13 protein-coding genes are annotated in these 17,155 nt (G+C 69.1%); 9 read left to right on the top strand and 4 right to left on the bottom strand.

Annotation, left to right across the window (positions count from 1 at the left end; all coding sequences use genetic code 11):
- Positions 1-111 precede the first annotated feature (111 nt).
- The 7 genes from ACIBG5_RS02345 to ACIBG5_RS02375 all read left to right on the top strand — a co-directional run bounded on the left by ACIBG5_RS02345 (position 112) and on the right by ACIBG5_RS02375 (position 7,596).
- Positions 112-2,541, top strand: a complete 2,430-nt coding sequence (locus tag ACIBG5_RS02345) for a DNA translocase FtsK 4TM domain-containing protein (RefSeq protein WP_396389628.1) — start codon at positions 112-114, stop codon at positions 2,539-2,541.
- Between the two features lies 1 nt (position 2,542).
- Positions 2,543-3,109 (top strand): hypothetical protein, encoded by a 567-nt coding sequence (locus tag ACIBG5_RS02350; RefSeq protein ID WP_396389629.1) that lies wholly within the window; start codon positions 2,543-2,545, stop codon positions 3,107-3,109.
- Positions 3,110-3,147: 38 nt separating this feature from the next.
- A complete protein-coding gene (locus ACIBG5_RS02355; RefSeq protein WP_396389630.1) occupies positions 3,148-3,978 on the top strand; it encodes a helix-turn-helix domain-containing protein in 831 nt (276 codons plus the stop codon).
- Positions 3,979-4,264: 286 nt separating this feature from the next.
- Complete coding sequence (rimO, locus tag ACIBG5_RS02360) at positions 4,265-5,923, top strand: 30S ribosomal protein S12 methylthiotransferase RimO (RefSeq protein ID WP_396389631.1); 1,659 nt, start codon at positions 4,265-4,267, stop codon at positions 5,921-5,923.
- Positions 5,920-6,537, top strand: a complete 618-nt coding sequence (gene pgsA, locus ACIBG5_RS02365; RefSeq protein WP_396389632.1) for a CDP-diacylglycerol--glycerol-3-phosphate 3-phosphatidyltransferase — start codon at positions 5,920-5,922, stop codon at positions 6,535-6,537. The genes rimO and pgsA overlap by 4 nt, the downstream gene beginning before the upstream one ends.
- An 83-nt stretch (positions 6,538-6,620) precedes the next feature.
- Entirely contained in the window at positions 6,621-7,142 is a 522-nt protein-coding gene (locus ACIBG5_RS02370; protein ID WP_396389633.1) for a CinA family protein, read from the top strand.
- A gap of 163 nt (positions 7,143-7,305) precedes the next feature.
- A complete protein-coding gene (locus tag ACIBG5_RS02375) occupies positions 7,306-7,596 on the top strand; it encodes a helix-turn-helix domain-containing protein (RefSeq protein ID WP_131351698.1) in 291 nt (96 codons plus the stop codon).
- Between the two features lie 20 nt (positions 7,597-7,616).
- On the opposite strand, the gene ACIBG5_RS02380 is transcribed toward ACIBG5_RS02375, so the two are convergent.
- From ACIBG5_RS02380 to ACIBG5_RS02390, 3 genes are all read right to left on the bottom strand, one after another.
- Entirely contained in the window at positions 7,617-8,063 is a 447-nt protein-coding gene (locus tag ACIBG5_RS02380; protein ID WP_396389634.1) for a DUF4262 domain-containing protein, read from the bottom strand.
- Between the two features lie 84 nt (positions 8,064-8,147).
- Positions 8,148-8,954 (bottom strand): Fpg/Nei family DNA glycosylase, encoded by an 807-nt coding sequence (locus tag ACIBG5_RS02385; protein ID WP_396389635.1) that lies wholly within the window; start codon positions 8,952-8,954, stop codon positions 8,148-8,150.
- 3 nt (positions 8,955-8,957) lie between these two features.
- A complete protein-coding gene (locus ACIBG5_RS02390) occupies positions 8,958-13,568 on the bottom strand; it encodes an ATP-dependent helicase (RefSeq protein ID WP_396389636.1) in 4,611 nt (1,536 codons plus the stop codon).
- Between the two features lie 95 nt (positions 13,569-13,663).
- On the opposite strand from ACIBG5_RS02390, the gene ACIBG5_RS02395 reads away from it, so the two are divergent.
- Positions 13,664-14,803: an LppM family (lipo)protein gene (locus ACIBG5_RS02395; protein ID WP_396389637.1), complete on the top strand. Its 1,140-nt coding sequence runs from the start codon at positions 13,664-13,666 to the stop codon at positions 14,801-14,803.
- Complete coding sequence (locus tag ACIBG5_RS02400) at positions 14,800-14,994, top strand: DUF3046 domain-containing protein (protein WP_131351713.1); 195 nt, start codon at positions 14,800-14,802, stop codon at positions 14,992-14,994. The genes ACIBG5_RS02395 and ACIBG5_RS02400 overlap by 4 nt, the downstream gene beginning before the upstream one ends.
- Positions 14,995-14,997: 3 nt before the next feature.
- Here ACIBG5_RS02400 and ACIBG5_RS02405 read toward each other — a convergent pair whose 3' ends face one another.
- The gene (locus ACIBG5_RS02405) at positions 14,998-17,112 is read right to left on the bottom strand and encodes an MMPL family transporter (RefSeq protein WP_396389639.1); all 2,115 of its coding nucleotides are present in this window, start codon (positions 17,110-17,112) and stop codon (positions 14,998-15,000) included.
- Positions 17,113-17,155 lie beyond the last annotated feature (43 nt).

A 17,155-nucleotide genomic window follows, 5' to 3' on the forward strand; every position in this document is an offset into this window, starting at 1 on the left:
TCCCGTCCGTCAGGCGCTCAGAAGCGTGGGCAGAGCGCGAAGCGCGGTGGATCCTCCGCCGCGCGGACCAGTACGCCCAAAAACGGCGGAGCGGGCCCGTTCGCGGCCGCCATGATCGCTCTCGGCCGCGGTGTCGTGAAGATCTGGATCGGTATCGCGCACGTGCTCGGCAGCATGGTCCGCGGTATTGGCCACGGCGCCCGCGACCTCGACCCCGAGCACCGCCGCGACGGCGCCGGCATGTTTCTGATCGGCCTGGCGGTCGTGGTGGCCGCTGCCATCTGGTGGGACCTCCCGGGCGCGGTCGGCCATGGCATCCGGACCGTCGTCGGTGGCAGCGTCGGCATGCTCGGCTGGGCCGTGCCGCTGCTGCTGCTCTTCGTTGCGGTCCGCACGCTGCGTCACCCGGACCGCAACGGTCCGGCCGGACGTCAGGTCATCGGCTGGACCGCCGTCTCGCTCGGCGTACTCGGCCTGGTCCACATCGCCAACGGCCTGCCCCGTCCCGGCAACCCGGCCGACGCCTCGCTGCAGGACGCCGGCGGCGCGATCGGGTACGTCGTCTCCTCACTGCTCTCGGACCTGCTCACGCAGTACGTCGCCGCGCCGCTGCTGGTTCTGCTCGCGATCTTCGGTGCGCTGGTGATCACAGCGACGCCGGTGTACGCGATCCCGCTCCGCGTCCGCGCGGCGTTCGACGTACTGATGGGACGTACGGCGCTGCCCGAGGACGCTCCGTCCGTCGCGGCGGCCTCGACCGACGACACCGTGCGGCTGACCCGCAAGGAGCGCCGGGCCAAGGCTGCCGGCCTCGACGAGGACGGGGAGCCGACGATCAAGCCGTACGACTCGCCGGTGCTCGAGGGACGGGAGATCTCCAAGCGGGGCCGCAAGGCGAAGGCCGCGCCGCCGCCGGAGGACGATGCGTACGACGTCGACGTGGATGCCGCCGCGGCCGCCGGTGCCGCCGTCACGGGCCCTGTGGCTTCGGCGAAGAAGACGCCGGAGGCGCCGCCCGAGCCCCCGCCACACACGCCGATCCCGCAGCGCGTGGAGCAGCTCAGCCTGTCCGGCGACATCACCTACACGCTGCCCGACGGCCAGATGCTCAAGCCGGGTTCGGTGCACAAGGCGCGGACCAAGGCGTCCGACCAGGTGGTCGACCGGCTGACCGAGGTGTTCGAGCAGTTCGGCATCGACGCGCAGATCACCGGCTACACCCGCGGTCCGACAGTGACCCGCTACGAGGTCGAGCTCGGCTCGGCGGTGAAGGTCGAGAAGGTCACCGCCCTGTCGAAGAACATCGCTTACGCGGTGGCGTCGGCCGATGTGCGGATCCTGTCGCCGATCCCAGGCAAGTCCGCGATCGGCATCGAGATCCCGAACACCGACAAGGAGATCGTCAGCCTCGGCGACGTGATCCGCTCGGCGACCGCCCGCAACGACCACCACCCGATGGTGGCGGGGCTGGGCAAGGACGTCGAGGGCGGCTTCGTGGTCGCGAACATGGCGAAGATGCCGCACCTCTTGGTCGCGGGTGCGACCGGCTCGGGCAAGTCGGTGTTCGTCAACTCGCTGATCACCTCGGTCCTGATGCGGGCCACGCCCGACGAGGTGCGGATGATCCTGGTCGACCCCAAGCGGGTCGAGCTGAACCACTACGAGGGCATCCCGCACCTGATCACGCCGATCATCACCAACGCCAAGAAGGCGGCCGAGGCGCTGCAGTGGGTCGTCCGCGAGATGGACATGCGGTACGACGACCTGGCCGCGTTCGGGTTCCGGCACGTCGACGACTTCAACAAGGCGGTCCGCGGCGGCAAGGTGAAGCCACCGCCTGGCAGTGAACGCGTGCTGACGCCGTACCCGTATCTGCTGGTGATCGTCGACGAGCTCGCCGACCTGATGATGGTCGCCCCGCGCGACGTCGAGGACTCGATCGTCCGGATCACCCAGCTGGCCCGTGCCGCCGGCATCCACTTGGTGCTCGCGACTCAGCGGCCGTCGGTGGATGTGGTGACCGGTCTGATCAAGGCGAACGTCCCGTCCCGGCTGGCGTTCGCAACCTCGTCGCTGGCCGACAGCCGCGTCATCCTGGACCAGCCGGGTGCGGAGAAGCTGGTCGGTCAGGGTGACGGCCTGTTCCTGCCGATGGGCGCGAGCAAGCCGATGCGAATCCAGGGCGCGTGGGTGACCGAGTCCGAGATCCACGGCGTGGTCGAGCACTGCAAGACCCAGCTGGAGCCGACGTACCGCGAGGACGTCACCGCCGTGGCCGGGCCGAGCAAGGATCTCGACGACGAGATCGGCGACGACCTCGACCTGGTCGTGCAGGCGGCCGAGCTGATCGTGTCGACGCAGTTCGGCTCCACGTCGATGTTGCAGCGTAAGCTGCGCGTCGGCTTCGCCAAGGCGGGCCGCCTGATGGACATCCTGGAAAGCCGGGGAGTCGTGGGACCGAGCGAGGGGTCCAAGGCGCGCGACGTACTGGTCAAGCCGGACGATCTAGAGGACTTCATCGCGACCCTGCGAGGAGAGTGACGTGACCGCCGCTAGTGCGCAGCCCCGGACCGATCGCTTCGACGTGGATCCCAGACCGGTGCCGTTCACCATCCGTTCCTCCCAGAAGGTGCACGGGGGACTGGCGCTCGGCGCGGCCCTGGTCGCGGTGGGCTTCGCCGCGTCCGCCTCCACCAGCCCGACCGGCGTACTGCGCTGGATCGCGGCCGCCGCGTTCGCCGTACTCGCCGTGATCTGCGCGCGGGCGTTGATGGTCGGGGACATGCTGGTCGCCGACGATGTCGGGATCCGGTTGCGAATCGGCAACGAATGGATCGGGACCCGGTGGGAGGACATCGACCAGGTGACGGTGCTGAAGCGCCGCCATCCGCTCGACGACGGCCGGATTGCCGTTCATTTACAGGATCCTGGGCCCATCCTTGGTGCGATGCCGAATTCCAGTCGCAAGAGAACTGATGCGAATCGGCGGTTGACCGGCTCGTCACTCGCGGTACCGTTCGGGTTGACGGCACGCCCGTCGAACGGGGAAGTGGTACAGGCACTGCACATGCTGGCGGATGCCAGATGTCCGGTCAGGGAACAACTCTGAGTCTGGCGTGACCCCGTCGTACCAAGGCCGTTGACTTGATGTCGAGGGTCCTAGCCGTCGACGAAGACGACGTCGACGGCCCGAGCATCCAGTCGGGCGATGGAGAGGACGGTGGGGACGTGAGCATCGGCAGCGAGCTCACGGCGGCCCGCGTACGGGCCGACATGACGATCGAGCAGCTGAGTGCCGCTACCCGGATCAGAACCGGGCTGCTCGTCGCCATGGAGGCCGACGACTTCTCTCGCTGCGGTGGGAATTTCTACGCCCGCGGGCATATTCGCTCGATCGCCCGCGTGGTCAAGGCAGACCCCGTGCCGCTGCTCGCGGCCTTCGACGCCGAACACGCCGTCGAGGAGGAGAAGTCCCGCCGCGAGGAACGTGCCGTGGTCAAACGGCCCTCGCTGCATCCGGCCCGCCCGCGCTGGGCGGTTGTGGTCGGCGCGATCCTGGTCGGTCTGATGGGCTGGGGCATGGTCCGCCTCTTCACGCTGCCCAGCGACATCGAGGCCAACGCGTCAAAGACCGCCAGCCCCACGCCGGCCGTGACCACGCCGGTGGCGCCGAAGCCGACTCCCACGCCGACGCAGAAGGCCACCCCCAAGCCGCCGCCGGTCGCCACTCACGTGAAGCTGGTGCTGACCGCGAAGGGCGACGGCTCGTACGTCACGTTGCGGAACAGCAAGGGCAAGCGCCTCTTCCAGGGGATGGTCGGTCCCGGCGTGACCCAGACCGTCACCAACAAGGGCATCGTCCGTGTCTCCATCGGCGTGCCCGCCAACCTGGTCCTGAGCCTGAACGGCGAGCGCCTGCGAACCACCCTCTACCGCTTCACCGTCAAACCCGACGGCACCATCCAAAAGCCGTCCTGACACCGCCAACCGCGAGCGTCATCCCGCTGACTCCTGTCGACCCGGTAGTCGGCGCTGCCGCGGTTCGGCGCCGCGCGCGCCCGTGTTGCCACGGGCTGCCGCGGTTGGCGCAGCGTGCGCCGGTGTTGCCGCGGGCTGCTCGAGTGTCGTGGGTGCGGTCGGATCCGTTCGCTCGTTGGTGTCTGTTCCGCCCGGCAGAACCAGCGCGTGCGGTGTGGTGTCCAGGCGGTACGGAAGGTGATGGCTGGTTAGGTGGGGGACTGCGCGGCGAGTCATACTCGTGGGGATGACTACGCCACCCACCACCGTCGCCCTGGTCACGCTGGGCTGTGCCCGCAACGATGTCGACTCCGAGGAACTCGCAGGCCGTCTCGAAGCCGGCGGCTTCCGGCTCGTCGAGGACGCCGCCGAAGCGGACACCGTGGTGGTGAACACCTGTGGCTTCGTCGAGGCCGCCAAGAAGGACTCGGTCGACACCCTCCTGGCCGCCGCAGACTACAAGGACTCCGGCCGCACCCAGGCAGTCGTCGCAGTCGGCTGCCTCGCCGAGCGGTACGGCGAACAACTCGCCGACGCGCTTCCCGAGACCGACGCAGTCCTCAGCTTCGACGACTACGCGGACATCTCCGACCGCCTCCGCTCGATCCTCTCCGGCACCAAGCACCAGCCCCACGTCCCGCGCGACCGCCGCAAACTCCTCCCGCTGGCCCCGTCTGCCCGAGCCGCCACCACCGGCGTAGCCATCCCCGGCCACGGCGACCACATCCCGGTCGAACTCAAGCCAGTGCGGTCCACCGAGTCGGTGGAATCTGACGGCGGACCTCAACCTCTCAAGGGGCGCTTCGTCACGACTGCCCCCGAGGAGTTGACGATCGACGCGCCGGATCTCGCGTCGGCGCCGGCGAGCGGTCCGCGGGTTGTACGTCGCCGGCTGGACGGTGGACCGATGGCTCCGCTGAAACTGGCGTCCGGGTGCGACCGGCGCTGTGCGTTCTGCGCGATCCCGATGTTCCGCGGCGCCTTCGTCTCCCGCCGTCCGACCGAGGTGCTCGGCGAGGCCCAGTGGCTCGCGGAGAACGGTGTCCGCGAACTGTTCCTGGTCTCCGAGAACTCCACGTCGTACGGCAAGGACCTCGGCGACCTCCGCCTGCTCGAGACCTTGGTCAGCGAGATCGCGGAAGTCCCGGGTATCGCCCGTGTCCGGGTGTCCTACCTGCAGCCTGCGGAGATGCGCCCGACCCTCATCACCGCGATGACGTCGACCCCCGGCGTTGTCCCGTACTTCGACCTCTCCTTCCAGCACGCCTCCGGCCCGCTCCTGCGCCGCATGCGCCGTTTCGGTGACGCCGAACGCTTCCTGGATCTGATCGCTCAGGTCCGCGCCACGGCTCCAACGGCAGGCATCCGCAGCAACGTGATCGTCGGCTTCCCCGGCGAGACGGAGGAGGACGTCGACATCCTGTGCGACTTCCTGTCCCGCGCCGGCCTCGACGCGATCGGCGTCTTCGGGTACTCCGATGAGGACGGCACCGAGGCCGAGACGTACGACGGCAAACTCGATGAGGACACGATCGCCGCGCGCCTCGACCGCGTGACCCGCCTCGCCGAGGACCTCACCTCTGCCCGCGCCGAGTCCCGCGTCGGCGAGCTCCTCGAGATCCTCCTCGAGTCCGTCGACCCAAGCACGGACCCAGCCACCGACACCGAAGCCGACACCGACGCCGACACCGACCGGGCAGACGGGCGGTCGGGTGAGGGGCGGGCGGCTCATCAGGGCCCCGAGGTGGACGGTTCGACGACGGTGACCGGTCTTCCGGACGGGGTGAACGTCGGGGACATGGTCTCGGCGAAGGTGGTCGGGACGGACGGTGTGGACCTGATCGCAGAGTTCGCGGCACACGTGAGCCCCCAGGACGGCCGTCGGGCAGCTAATCTGACCGCGTGACCAACCCGCCGAACCCGGCGCCGCGCGCAGCCGGCCACCTCCACGCGCCCAGCGCGTGGAACGTGCCGAACGCGCTGACGGTGCTGCGGCTCGCGCTGGTCCCGCTCTTCGTCTGGCTGCTGCTTCGCGACGGCGGCACCGAAGACGGCAACAGGTTGCTCGCGACCGCCGCGTTCGTGGTGGCGATCGTCACCGACCGCTTCGACGGCGACATCGCCCGCCGGTGGAACCTGGTCACGAACTTCGGCAAGATCGCCGACCCGATCGCGGACAAGGCGCTCACCGGAGCGGCCTTCATCGGCCTGTCCATCCTCGGCGAGCTCCCATGGTGGGTCACCGTGGTCGTCATGGTCCGCGAGTGGGGTGTCACGGCCCTCCGCTTCTGGGTGATCCGGCACGGCGTGATGCCCGCCAGTCGCGGCGGCAAGCTGAAGACCGTCCTCCAGGCGATCGCTCTCGGCCTCTACCTCCTTCCGTGGCAATCGGTGGCGGTCCTCCACTGGACCGCCATGGTGGTGATGGCCGCAGCCGTCATCGTGACGATCGTCACCGGCATCGACTACGTAGGCCGGGCCATCCGCCTGCGAAACGCCGCCAAACACCCCCTCCCATGACCTCCTGCGGTCGTCAGCCGGATCGGTGTGTGGCGTGCGCGGTGGCTGGATAGGTGACTGGTGCTGAGCAGAGGGAGGGTGCAGTGACGGACGGCGTCGTAGTTGGTGGGGGAGCGGACGACGAGTTGGGAGACGCAGTACGGCGGCTGGTCGCGCGGCTGAAGGACCGTGGCGAAACCCTGGCCACTGCTGAATCGTTGACGGGCGGACTGGTCGGCGCAGCGCTGACCGACATACCCGGCGTGTCGGCCGTCTACCGGGGCGGTCTGGTCGTCTATGCAACCGATTTGAAGGCCCAGCTGGCCGGCGTGCCTGAGGACCTGCTGGCGGCTGTGGGGCCGGTTCACCCGGACACAGCCACAGCCCTGGCCAACGGCGTACGAGAGCGTCTGGACGCCACCTACGGGCTGGCGACGACCGGTGTAGCCGGGCCCGACCCGCAGGGAGGCGTTGAGGCCGGGATTGTGTACGTCGCCGTGGCCGGACCGGGCACTGTGCGGGTGCGGAAGCTCGCGTTGAGCGGCGACCGGGCAGCTGTCCGCAGGCGGAGCGTGCAGGCAGTTCTGGAACTCGCTGTCGATCTTGTGCCGGAAGATCTCGACTGATCGGTGTGTTGAGACCAGCATGGGGACAGGTAAGGCAGACTGGCACGGCGCACCGAAGCTGGACATTGCGACGAGTAGTGACCCAGCAACGGGTACCGTTGGTTCCTACGGTCGAGCTACCGTGCGGGTAGAGACGACCGGACAGGCGGAAGGGAGAAAGCTCATGGTGCTGGTTCGTGGCCTGCTGGGCGACGTACTGCGGCGTAAGCGGCTGCGCCAGGGGCGCACTCTCCGCGAGGTATCCGCCGACGCGCGCGTCAGTCTCGGCTACCTGTCCGAGGTGGAGCGCGGGCAGAAGGAAGCCTCCAGCGAGTTGCTCGCGGCGATCTGCATGGCGCTCGAGGTCCCGCTGTCGACAGTGTTCGCCGAGGTCAGCGAGGACCTGGCCCGCGAAGAGGCCCTGGTCCTGACGCATCCGGCTATCGAGCCCGAGGTCGTTGCCTCCGCCGCCTGACGCCACACTCAGGCACGTCATCACGCGCTCCGTCCGGGAGCGACCGGCTGGATCAGGCCGGTCCTGGTCGGCCAGATCAGTTGCAAAGCCGGTATCGGCCCGGCGCCGGGCTCCCTGAACATGCTGTTCGCGGTGAACAGATGTGTCGCCGAGTCGGGAAACCGCAGCAACTCGGCCTGCTCCGGCGGCGGGAAGTACTCCGACAGGTCGTCACCCTCGTCGAACGCCGCGCCACCCATCACCGCCCAGGCGAGCGGCTTCACGCTCAGATAGGCCCACCGTGGATCGGCGTCGAAGACGATGATCTCCGGATGATCGTGCAGGCTGAGCCCGAGCGAGTAGCCGAACCCGGGATTGCGGTCGCCGTCGCCGTCGACGTACTGCATCGTCCAGCCGTAGGTCTGGATGTTCTGGACCAGTTGCCGCGAGTACTGCTCGTCGGTCAAACCACCGCACCGGTCGCACATCACCTTCTCCTCTCGTTCGAACAGATGTTCGATACGCCGGAGAAGATATCCGTGTTCCGGCCCGTCGCCGGGGTTGTCCACAGGTCAGTTCGCGGGCTCACTGCCCGGAGCGCCGGGCTGGCACACCGGACACCAGTAGCTGACCCGCTCGCGGGTCGGTTCGCCGATCGACGCCGTCCGAATCGTCGTGCCGCAGCGCCTGCACTGTTTCCCGGCGCGCTCGTGCACCCAAGACCGCTGGCCGGGCCGGTCGATGCCGGTACTCACCTGGGTGCCGTTGCGCAGGTTGGCTTTCATCAGCCGTCGGCTCAGGTCGACGGCGGCGGGGATGTCGACGTCCGAGACTGGTCTCCAGGGGTCGAGACCGAGCAGGAAGCAGACCTCGCTGCGGTAGAAGTTCCCGATCCCGGCCAGGTTCCGCTGGTCCAGGAGTGCCTCGCTGATGGTTCGTGCGGGATCGGCCTGCAGGTTCGCGATCGCCTGGTCGCGGTCGAACGAAGGCGACAGCAGATCCGGCCCGAGGTGGCCGACCACGGTGTCTTCGGCGTCCGTCGCCACCAACTCGAGCACCGGAAGGCGGTAGCCGACGGCCTTCCACGCCGCGGTCTCCAGCACGGCTCGGATCTGGTGGTCCGGCCCGCCGTGCCAACGCTCGCCGGGCCGGTACAGGTGCCAGGTCCCGTCCATGCGGAAGTGGCTGTGGATCGTCACGCCGCCGGAGACGCGCATCAGCAGGTGCTTGCCGCGCGCAATGACCTCGAGCATGGTCCGGCCGCTCAGATCGGTCGTCGCCAGCGTAGGCACGCGGAAGTCCGTCGCCGTCAGCTCCTGCCCGCTGAGCGCCTGGTGCAGCCGCTTGCACGCCCGCCAGACGGTGTCTCCCTCGGGCATCGCTCAGGCCCGTAGCCGCAGGCCCCGCGGCGTCGCATGGAAGCCGGCCTTGGCCAGAGCGTCGCCGAACGCGGTATGCCGGACCTGCTCGCCGTCGGCTGTCTCCACACTCAGCTTCCCGAGCTGGCCGTCGCGGATCGAGAGCGCGAGTGCGTCAACAGCCGGCTGCAGCAGATCCGGGTCCTCAGCGAAGCTCAGCACCGTCCGCCCACCGCGCTCGACGTACACGATCAGCTGTCCATCCACCATGACGACCAATGCACCGGCCTTCCGCCCGGGTCGATGCCCGCTCGCACTCTCGCGCTCCGGCCAGGGCAGTGCCGCGCCGTAAGGGTTCGCCGGGTCGGAGGCCGCCAGTACGACGGCCCGTGCCGACAACTCCTCATCTCGGCGGTTGCGGCCCGCACCAACTCGGACAGGTCGGATGTCGGCGCTCGCCGCTGTGCCAGGTAGCTCAGCCATCGCACGCAGCCGGTCGACTGCGCCGGGCAGCGCGAACTGGGCCGCACCGAGGCCGGCTACGAAGTACCCGCGACGGCATCGCCCGGACTCCTCGAACGCGCTCAGCACCTTGTAGACCGCCGCGAACCCGCCCGGCGTCCGCTCGGTGATCACCGAACCACGCGTGACGATCCCGTACCGATCGAGCAGCGTCTCGGCCGCGGCATGGGCTCGCCGGGTCGCGTCCTCATTCCGCTCCGGCAGCAGCGACCAGCGCCCACCAGCGTTCGGAGGACCACTGCGCGCAGGCATGGCTGGACGGCCGGGCCGGATCGGACGACCCGGCCGAGCACGAGGCGTCGTACGACGGGTCCGATGACTGCCGCGACCTCCGCCGACCAGTGATCGCACTGGTGCGAGCGTGTCGTTCGTCAGATGTCCGGCCCAGACGAGATCCCACAACACGCCGACCAGCGTCTGATCGTCCACCACACCCGAGGCTGCGCCGACGACATCACTCAACTGACGGAAGAAGAACGCACCGCCACCCGACAACGCCTCCAGCACAGCCTGATGCGTCTCCCCGGGCTCGAACGACGGATCCGGATCGGGCAGCGTCAAGTCGCAGTTGTCCGCGAGATGCAACGACACCCACCCGTCAGTTCCCGGCAGCGAACCCGAACCCGCCCACACGACCTCGCCGGTCGCCGTCAACTCGTCCAGCATCGACGGCTGATACCCGGGCACCCGCGACGGCAGCACGATCGACTCCAGCGCCGACGCCGGCACTGCGCATCCCGCCAACTGCTCGACCGCTCCGAGGAGTACGTCGTACCCACGCCCGCGGCTGCTGGTGATGCCCTGCCAAGCAGGCAGGAAGCGCGCGAGTGCCGACGGATCGACCGGCTCGACCTCCTTGCGCAATGCGGCCAGCGACCTCCGCCGGAGCAGGCGCAGGACCTCGCTGTCGCACCACTCCAGCGCGATGCCCCCGGGCAGGAACTCGCCCTCGACCACGCGCCCCGCGGCACCTAGCCGACGCAACGCATCGGTGACGACGGCGACACCGATGCCCAGATGCGTCGCAAGGTCGATCGCCCGGAACGGCCCGTGCGTCCGCGCGTACCGCGACACCAGATCGCCGAGCGGATCGGCGACCGGCTCGGCATGCGCCTCAGCAACCCCCGGTGGTAGCGGTACGCCGAGCGCGTCGCGCAAACGTGCGACATCCTCGACCACGGCCCAGCGGTGCTCGCCGGCGATCCGGACCCGCACCACCCGGCGAGCGGCCGCCAGCTCAGTCAGCCAGGACTCCGCATCAGCACCCTCCACGCACCGCTGCGACGCCTCGGGCAACGAGAGCGGACCGACCATCCGCAGTACGTCGAACAACCCTTCGCCATCGCGGGCACGGCGATCCTCGGCGAGCCGCTGCAGCTCGGCCTCGGTCCGCAGAACCACCTCGGCGTCGAGCAACTCACGCAGCTCGGTTCGCCCGAGGAGCTCCGCCAGCAGGCTCTGATCCAGCGCGAGCGCGGCCGCACGCTTCTCCGCGAGCGGCGTGTCGCCCTCGTACATGAAGGCGCCGACATAGCCGAACAGCAAGGACTTCGCGAACGGTGAGGCCTCGGACGTCTCCACCTCGACCACCGAGATCCGCCGCTCGCTGATCCCGGTCAGCAGCTCCTTCAGCGCCGGCAGGTCGTAGACGTCCTGCAGCACCTCGCGCAACGTCTCCAGCACGATCGGGAACGAGCCGTACTTGCTCGCCACACTCAGGAGCTGCGCAGACCGCTGCCGCTGCTGCCACAGGGGCGAACGCCGCCCAGGATTCCGCCGGGGCAGCAGCAATGCCCGCGCAGCGCACTCCCGGAACCGCGCAGAGAACAGCGCCGACCCGCCGACCTCTCCGGTGACCAGATCCTCGATCTCTGCCGGGTCGAACAGCACGAGCTCCGCACCCGGGGGCGCCTCGTCCGTCTCCGGCAACCGCAACACGATCCCGTCGTCCCCCGACACCGACTGGGCATCCATCCCGTAGCGCTCGCGCAGTCTCGCCGCGATCGCCAGCGCCCACGGTCCGTGCACCTGACCGCCGTACGGCGAATGCACGCAGACTCGCCAGTCGCCGAGCTCGTCGCGGAACCGCTCGACGACCACGGTCACGTCATCGGGCACCCGGCTCGTCGCTTCCCGCTGCTCGGCGAGGTACGACACCAGGTTGTTCGCCGCGTACTCGTCCAGGCCGGCCGCTCGCGCACGCTCGACCGCTTTGCCCGCCGGGAGGGAGGCCATCTTCCGGATGAATGCACCAGTCGCCTCACCCAATTCGGCCGGACGGCCGACCGCGTCACCCTTCCAGAACGGCAACCGCCCGGGCTGTCCGGGCGCAGGGGAGACCAGCACCCGGTCGTGCGTGATGTCTTCGATCCGCCAGCTCGACGCCCCCAGGGTGAACACGTCGCCCACCCGCGACTCGTACACCATCTCCTCGTCCAGCTCGCCGACGCGATGGTTGGTCGACTCGCCGACCAGGAAGACACCGAACAACCCGCGATCGGGAATCGTCCCACCGCTGGTCACCGCCAGGCGCTGCGCGCCCGGCCGGCCAGAGATCTCGCCGCTGACCCGGTCGAACACGATCCGCGGTCGCAGCTCGGCGAACTCGTCCGACGGATACCGGCCCGACAACATGTCGAGCACCCCGTCGTACGCCGATCGTGGCAGCGTCGCGAACGGGGCGCAGCGTCGTACCAGAGCAAAGAGCTCGTCGGCGTCGATCGTGTCCAGCGCGACGATGGAGACGATCTGCTGCGCCAGCACGTCGAGCGGATTGGCCGGGATGTGCAGGCTCTCGATCAGCCCGTCCCGCATCCGCTGCACGACGACAGCCGTGTCGATCAGGTCGCCGCGGAACTTGGGGAACAGCACTCCACGCGACACCGCACCCACCTGGTGACCGGCACGGCCGACCCGCTGCAACCCGCTGGCCACCGACGGCGGCGCCTCGACCTGGACCACCAGATCGACCGCGCCCATGTCGATGCCGAGCTCGAGACTGCTCGTCGCGACCACACACGGCAGCCGCCCCGACTTCAGGTCAGCCTCGATCAGCTGTCGCTGCTCCTTGCTGACCGAACCGTGGTGCGCCCGCGCGACCAGCGGCGGAGCGGCGAGCGAGGCACCGGACTGAGCCATCACCTGCGCCGGCGAACCGGCTTCGGCAAGCTCCAGTTCGGATCGCTCGGCGGCGATCTCGTTCAGCCTGGCGGTGAGTCGCTCGGCCAGGCGGCGTGAGTTGGCGAAGACGATCGTGGAGTTGTGCTGCGCGATCAGGTCGAACACCTGCTCTTCGACATGCGGCCAGATCGATGCGTGCTGCGGCGGACCGGCGGCCGATCCGGACGTCTCCAGCTCGGTGCTCGCCAGCTCGGCCATGTCCTCGACCGGCACGACGACACTCAGGTCCCACTGCTTGGCGAACTTGGGCTGGACGACGGTCACCGGCCGCTCGCCGCCGAGGAAGCGCGCCACCTCGTCGACCGGTCGCACTGTCGCCGACAAGCCGATGCGTTGCGCGGGTTTGGGCAAGAGCGAGTCCAGCCGCTCCAGAGTGAGCGCAAGGTGTGCGCCGCGCTTCGTCCCGGCGACCGCATGCACCTCGTCGATGATCACGGTCTCTACGCCGCGCAGCGACTCACGTCCCTGCGACGTCAGCAACAGGAAGAGCGATTCCGGCGTGGTGATCAGTACGTCGGACGGCCTGGTGGCAAAGCGGCGTCGCTCACCGGCCGGCGTGTCTCCCGAGCGCACCGCGACCTCGATCTCGATCGGCGCCTCACCGAGCCGCCGCGCCGTCTCCCGGATCCCGATCAGCGGGGCGCGCAGGTTGCGCTCGACGTCGACCGCGAGGGCCTTCAGCGGCGACACGTAGAGCACCCGGCACCGCAGCTTCGGGTCGTCCGGCGGGGGAGTCGTGGCCAGGCGGTCCAGAGCCCACAGGAAAGCGGCAAGGGTCTTGCCTGAACCCGTCGGGGCGACCACCAGCGCATCCCGGCCCGCGGTGATGGCGTCCCACGCCTCGAGCTGGGCCGGGGTGGCCGCCTCGAAGACGTCGCCGAACCACGCCCGGGTCGCGGGCGAGAACCGGCTCAACGCGCTGGTTTTCGTCACGTCGCCATCTTGCCGGGTACCGCCGACAGTTTCACGCCCGCCCGGATCGCCCCGGACCGAGGGCACTGTCCGCACCGTCTGGAATGATCGTGGGCATGATCAACCGCGTACGTGCACCGCTTGTCGTCGTGGCGTGCCTGGTCGCGCTCACCGGATGCGTGAAGCTCGACGCCGACCTCAAGGTCAGCTCGAACGAGACGGTCTCGGGCACGATGGAGATGGGCGTCGACAAGCAACTGGTGGAGTCCAGCGGCCAGTCGCTGGAGAAGATCCGCAGCCGGGTCGAGGACGCCATCAAGGAGCTGACCACCGACGGTGTCAGCTGCAAGCCGTTCGAGGACGATCAGTACGTCGGTTCCACCTGCCAGTTCGACAGTGTTCCGTTCGAGAAGATGGGCACGTCGACCGGTGAGGGCGTCGGCTTCCGCAAGGTGGGCAACCGGATCATCGTCTCGGTGAAGGAGTCCGATCTCGGTCAGGTCCCGTCCGGCACGCAGCCGTCGGTGAACTTCAAGATCACCATGCCGGGCAGGATCCTCGAGCACGACGACGGTGCGTCGATCACCGGCCGAACGGCGACGTACGACAGCCTCGACAAGCTCGGCAAGGTGTCGCTGACATCGGAGGCGGGCAGCACCTTCCCACTCTGGTTGATCATCGTGATCGCTGTGCTGCTGTTGCTGGCCGCTGCAGCGGTGGTGTTCTTCGTGCTGCGTGGTCGCAGGAGACAACAGGCGTACGCGCAGTACCCGGGGCAGTATCCGGGCCAACCGCAGCAGGGGCAGTGGGGCCCGCAGTACGGCGGGCAGCCGGGGCAGTACCCGGGTCAGCCTGGGTACGGCGGCCAGGGCGGCTACCCGCCAGGCGGTCAGCCGGGTCAGCCAGGGCAGTACCCAGGGCAACCCGGGCAGGGGCAGCCGGGGCAGGCGCCGTTCCCGGGGCAGCCCGGACAGCCGCAGTACCCTGGACAGCCTCAGCAGGGACAGCCGCCGCAGCAGGGCCAGGGCAGCTGGGGGCAGCAGCCCGGCCAGGGCCAGCAACCCGGTCCGGGGCAGCAAGCTGGTCAGGGGCAGCAACCTGGTCCGGGGCAGCCTGGTCAGGGCCAGCCCGGTCAGGGACAACCTGGTCCGGGACAGCGGCCGGCGCCGCCGCCTCAGCCGGGCCGGCCTGGACCGCAGGACGGCTCACAGGGTGGTTGGGGACAGCCACCGAAGGACGACGACGGGCAGGCATGAGACTGACGGAGTTCTGGGCGCGGATGGACCAGCATCTCGGTCCCGCGTACGCACGGACCTGGGCCGAGACGCAGGTCGTCCGCGACCTTGGCGGCCGGACGGTCGTCGAGGCGCTGGCCGACGGCGAGCACGCCAAGACCGTCTGGCGTGCCGTCTGGGCCCACCTGCAGTTGCCGCCCAGCGAACGCTGACGGTCAGGTGCTGGTCAGCTCAGGCTCTGGCTCGGGCAGCTCGTCGGCAGGCTCCGGATCGCGCTTGTGCGCCAGCTTGCTCGGCCACCACAAGTGCCGGCCGATGTCCAGGTTGAGTGCGGTGACCAGCACCGAGCGGACCACGATGGTGTCGAGCAGGACGCCGAGTGCGACCGCGATGCCGATCTCGGCGAACGCCACCACCGGCAGTGTCGCCAGTACCGCGAACGTCCCCGCCAGCACCAGTCCGGCCGACGTGATCACCCCTCCGGTCGCGGCGACGCCGATCAGCGCACCACGCCGGGTGCCGTGCTTCTTCGACTCCTCGTGCACGCGCGTCATCAGGAAGATGTTGTAGTCGATGCCCAAGGCAACCAAGAAGACGAAGACGAACAACGGCAGCGACGTGTCCGCCCCCTCGAACCCGAGCGCGTCGAACACCAGCGCGCTGATCCCCAGCGCGGCGGCGAACGACAGCACGACCGTTGCCACCAGCAACACCGGTGCGAGCAGCGCCCGCAGCAGCAGGGCGAGGATGAGGAACACCACCGCGAGCACGATCGGGATGATCACCTTGTTGTCCTGATCGGCCGCCCGCTGGGTGTCGAGCAGAATCGCCGCACCGCCACCGGCACGCGCGTCGGCACCCGGTACGGCGTGCACGGCCTCTCGGACGCGATCCACGGTGTCCTTCGCGGCCTGACTGTCCACCGCGTCCGTCATGGTGCCCTCGAGGTAGGCCAACCCATCGGCCTTCTGCGGTTCTGCCACCGACGCGATGCCTTGCGTCGAGGCCATCGCCGTACGGACCTCTTCTGCCTGGGCCTCGTTGCTGACCACGACCAGCGGGTTGCCCGCACCGGCTGGGAAGTGGGTGGCCAGGATCCTCTCGCCGACCACGGAGTCCGGCGTACCGACGAACGACTCCTCGTTGGACAGGCCGGTCGGGTCCAGGCGGAGAATGCCGAGGGCTGCGATCCCCAGGACGACGGACGTCGTGATCCAGGTCAGCCGCGGACGTACGGCGATTCGCCGTCCGATGCGACCCCAGACACTGTTCTCGGTGTGGTCGTCCGAACCGTACGTCGGACGGAGCGGCCAGAACACCCAGCGGCCGCAGATGACGAGCAGAGCGGGTAGCAGAGTCAGCATGGCGAGTAGTGCGACGACGATGCCGACCGCTGCGACCGGTCCAAGACCACGGGTCGAGTTCATCGACGCGAAGAGCAGACAGAGCATGCCCGCCACCACAGTCGAGCCGGAGGCGACGATCGCCGGGCCTGCGCGGTGCATTGCAAAGGCCATGGCCTCGTGCCGGTCCTCGTGCCGTCGGAGCTCTTCCCGATAGCGAGCGACCAGCAACAAGGCATAGTCCGTCCCAGCACCGAACACCAGAACGGTCAGAATGCCTGCACTCTGGGCGTTGACGGTCAGATCCGCCTTGGTGGCGAGGTAGTAGACGACAGCCTGCGCTGCGAAGAGTGCGACACCTGCCGACACCAGTGGCAGTAACCAGAGCACCGGACTGCGGTAGGTCAGCAGCAGGATGATGATCACCACAGCCGCGGCGGAGTACAGGAGTTTGCCGTCGATACCGGCGAACGCCTCCTGCGAATCAGCGGCGAACCCGCCCGGTCCGGTGAGGTGGAACGACAGACCGTCCGGCCGGTCCGCGGCAACGCGTCTGATGTCGTCCGCGCGCGCCCCGATCGTCTCCCAGCCTCCGGTGCCCGCGTTGATCGGTACGAGGACCTGCAGGGCCTTGCCGTCTTCGGACGGCAGCGGCCCGACCACCTCGCGGTCGACGTTCTCGAGTTGCGCGAACTGCGCCAGGTGTTGCGTGACCGCTTGCCGATCGGCCGCAGTGATTCCGGACGATCGCTCGTACACGAGCACTGCCGGGATCTCATCCGGCGACGAGAACTGCTGCGTCGCCTTCAGGACCTCGGTGGACTCCGCCTTGCCCGGCAGCCACGAGACGGCGTCGTTCTCCTGAGCGCCCGTCAGCTTGCCGGCCGGACTGAACGCCGCGGCCATGGCCACGATCCACAGTCCCAGCACGATCCACTTCGACACCTTGCCGCACGGCAACGCCGCCAGCCGACCCACTCCGCCCACCCGAACCACGCCCCCTACGGAGGGACGCCACGTACCCCCCGAA

Origin of the sequence: Kribbella sp. NPDC050241 (assembly GCF_044459685.1) — a bacterium.
Lineage (GTDB): Bacteria > Actinomycetota > Actinomycetes > Propionibacteriales > Kribbellaceae > Kribbella.

What these genes read in the sequence shown, in the direction of transcription:
- ACIBG5_RS02345 (WP_396389628.1), top strand. Translation starts at nt 112, where the DNA reads ATGATCGCTCTCGGCCGCGGTGTCGTGAAGATCTGGATCGGTATCGCG.
- ACIBG5_RS02355 (WP_396389630.1), top strand. Translation starts at nt 3,148, where the DNA reads ATGTCGAGGGTCCTAGCCGTCGACGAAGACGACGTCGACGGCCCGAGC.
- rimO (WP_396389631.1), top strand. Translation starts at nt 4,265, where the DNA reads ATGACTACGCCACCCACCACCGTCGCCCTGGTCACGCTGGGCTGTGCC.
- ACIBG5_RS02375 (WP_131351698.1), top strand. Translation starts at nt 7,306, where the DNA reads ATGGTGCTGGTTCGTGGCCTGCTGGGCGACGTACTGCGGCGTAAGCGG.
- ACIBG5_RS02380 (WP_396389634.1), bottom strand. Translation starts at nt 8,063, where the DNA reads ATGTGCGACCGGTGCGGTGGTTTGACCGACGAGCAGTACTCGCGGCAA.
- ACIBG5_RS02385 (WP_396389635.1), bottom strand. Translation starts at nt 8,954, where the DNA reads ATGCCCGAGGGAGACACCGTCTGGCGGGCGTGCAAGCGGCTGCACCAG.
- ACIBG5_RS02395 (WP_396389637.1), top strand. Translation starts at nt 13,664, where the DNA reads ATGATCAACCGCGTACGTGCACCGCTTGTCGTCGTGGCGTGCCTGGTC.
- ACIBG5_RS02400 (WP_131351713.1), top strand. Translation starts at nt 14,800, where the DNA reads ATGAGACTGACGGAGTTCTGGGCGCGGATGGACCAGCATCTCGGTCCC.